The following is a 2,044-nucleotide window of genomic DNA, read 5'->3' on the forward strand; positions in this document are numbered from 1 at the left end:
CTTTTTTACTAAAGGCAAACCCACTGAAAAAATCTGGTATTATGACCTGTCCGATGTCAAAGTTACCAAGCGCAAACCCCTGATGATGAATCACTTTCAGGAGTTTCTAGAACTATTACCCAACCGAGAAGATAGTGAGAGAAGTTGGACAGTCACCCGTGAAGAAATCGAAGCCAAAAACTTTGACCTCAAAGCTGTCAATCTTAACACCAAAGTAGATGAAGATAAAAGCACCGCCAAGGAATTGCTAGATTTTATTGAGGAGAAAGGTAAAGAAGTTGCTCTAACTCTATCAGTGCTGAGAAAGTGGGAGCGGTGAAAGTCACTTACAGCCCTTATCCTCAAGGTGAAGTATAACCTAATTTAGTAGAACTCTTGCATAATTTTTTGATGGTAAGTACCTAAGCAAAATTAATTACACATATCTAACCACCTCTTGCCTCCTGCCTTTTGCCTTTTGCCTATCTTCACTAGGAAATTAATTTTGCACGACTACTTATCATACTTGAAAATCCCAATTAGTAGCTGCTCAAAATACCGGGGAAATTATCTGTGTCTTTTGTGGGAAAGGCAGCGGTCATGATTTTAGTTTATTTAATTCCTAGAGGAGTAATTTCGGGGCTGTCAACCAGAATAACTCACACTTGCCTAGGGGATTTTGTTGATTGGGAACCTCTAGACCAATTATTCCCGCTTTTTTGACCGATAATTTTCCTTGAAACTTGCCCCAAACTAGCATTTCCGTCCAATAGCCTAAATCCGGTTCGTGGCCCACCAGTGCGAGCGCGTTTTCCTCTCGCTGATAGTCCGACTTTTGCCACCATTGCACCCAATCTTGAATATTGCCGTTGGGTGATAGGGGATTAAATTGCTCAATTTTACGGCTTAAACCCGCTTTTTGCAAAATTTCGGCGGTTTGCACCGCACGCACCAGGGGAGAAGTCAGAATTAGGTCAAATTTCACCCCCAACTGTCCTAATCTTTGGGCAACTTTAGCAGTTTTGGCCCTACCTTCCTCGGTTAAAGGACGTTCCCTATCGTTGAGATAATCCCCCGATTGTCCTGCTAATCCATGACGCACAAAATAAAGTTTCATATCAGTGTCGGGTCGGTCTTGGCGATGATAATAAATAGCTGAGATCTAATAGCTAGGTGCGAATTACCTTTTCATCAGGGTTAACTAGATGGGAAAGTTTCTGTTTAATTTGGGTGTCATACAGTTCCCACTTAAGTTTTGCGTATTCGGCATTATTATTAAAACCACCGAGAAAACCGATAGGAATTTCAAAACCTCCGGCCATATAACGACCACCACCAAAAAAGCGACCTTGGTTATCCTGTCCGAAAGCTTCCTTGAGAAATTCATCGGGATCTAGGGTAATTTTACTGGTACGCATAGAACCGATGACTAACTCGATATCCTCATCTTCATCGTGAACGATACCATAAACTAAAGCCGTGTGAACATTTTCTTCTGTCACCAAAAAATCGGCAGCCTGGGGAATCGCATCTCGGTCATCATAACGCAAATAACCGACCCCGGCGATCGAATAATTATTTTTAATAATACGGTTTTTTAAGGCCCGTTCGATCACATCCATCACCCGTCGGGATCTGGCCGATTGCAGGACAGCGTTTAATAATTGAGCATCGTAGAAACGACTGAGATAACCAGCAGCAATAAATTCACACTCTTGCGCTTGCATTAAATTATTCGTATCCGATCGCAATCCGTGCATCAAAGCTGTGGCACACTTAACATGGACGGTATCGCTACTATTAAAATTCAGTAACCCTTTTTGGATATATTGGGTTAATATCGTCGCTGTTGCCCGGATTTGGGGACGAATATCGACAAATTCCGCCTCTAGCTCCCCTTGGCGAGTATGATGATCAATCACGGCAATAATGGGAATTTTTGCCTGTTTAACCAGAGTGGTTAACTGACTATTGGTTCCCTGACCATCGACAAAAACACAACCCTGATAAACCGAAAGATCTCTATCCTTGAGGGTATGGACTCCCCAACGTTTAGCCGGTAAAC

General features: G+C 42.5%; 3 protein-coding genes and 1 pseudogene. 2 read left to right on the top strand and 2 right to left on the bottom strand.

The genetic code is table 11. From position 1 onward, the window contains the following. Together PX484_RS15895 and PX484_RS15900 are read left to right on the top strand one after the other, a co-directional pair. On the top strand, positions 1–319 hold a 319-nt coding region (locus tag PX484_RS15895; RefSeq protein ID WP_288104692.1), incomplete at its 5' end, for an N-6 DNA methylase. A 190-nt stretch (positions 320–509) separates the two neighbouring features. Next, positions 510–596 (top strand): annotated as a pseudogene (locus PX484_RS15900) (IS5/IS1182 family transposase); the annotation flags it as partial. 5 nt (positions 597–601) lie between these two features. Here PX484_RS15900 and sixA read toward each other — a convergent pair. Together sixA and PX484_RS15910 are read right to left on the bottom strand one after the other, a co-directional pair. Further along, the gene (gene sixA / locus PX484_RS15905; protein WP_287726690.1) at positions 602–1,096 is read right to left on the bottom strand and encodes a phosphohistidine phosphatase SixA; all 495 of its coding nucleotides are present in this window, start codon (positions 1,094–1,096) and stop codon (positions 602–604) included. Between the two features lie 52 nt (positions 1,097–1,148). Beyond that, the coding region (locus PX484_RS15910) for a DHH family phosphoesterase (protein ID WP_288104696.1) at positions 1,149–2,044 on the bottom strand (896 nt) is incomplete at its 5' end.

It is taken from the genome of Microcystis sp. M49636_WE2 (assembly GCF_030065375.1).
Lineage (GTDB): Bacteria > Cyanobacteriota > Cyanobacteriia > Cyanobacteriales > Microcystaceae > Microcystis > Microcystis aeruginosa_C.

Bases quoted from the DNA above. Each gene is read 5' to 3' on its own strand.
- sixA (WP_287726690.1), bottom strand. From the start codon at position 1,096: ATGAAACTTTATTTTGTGCGTCATGGATTAGCAGGACAATCGGGGGAT.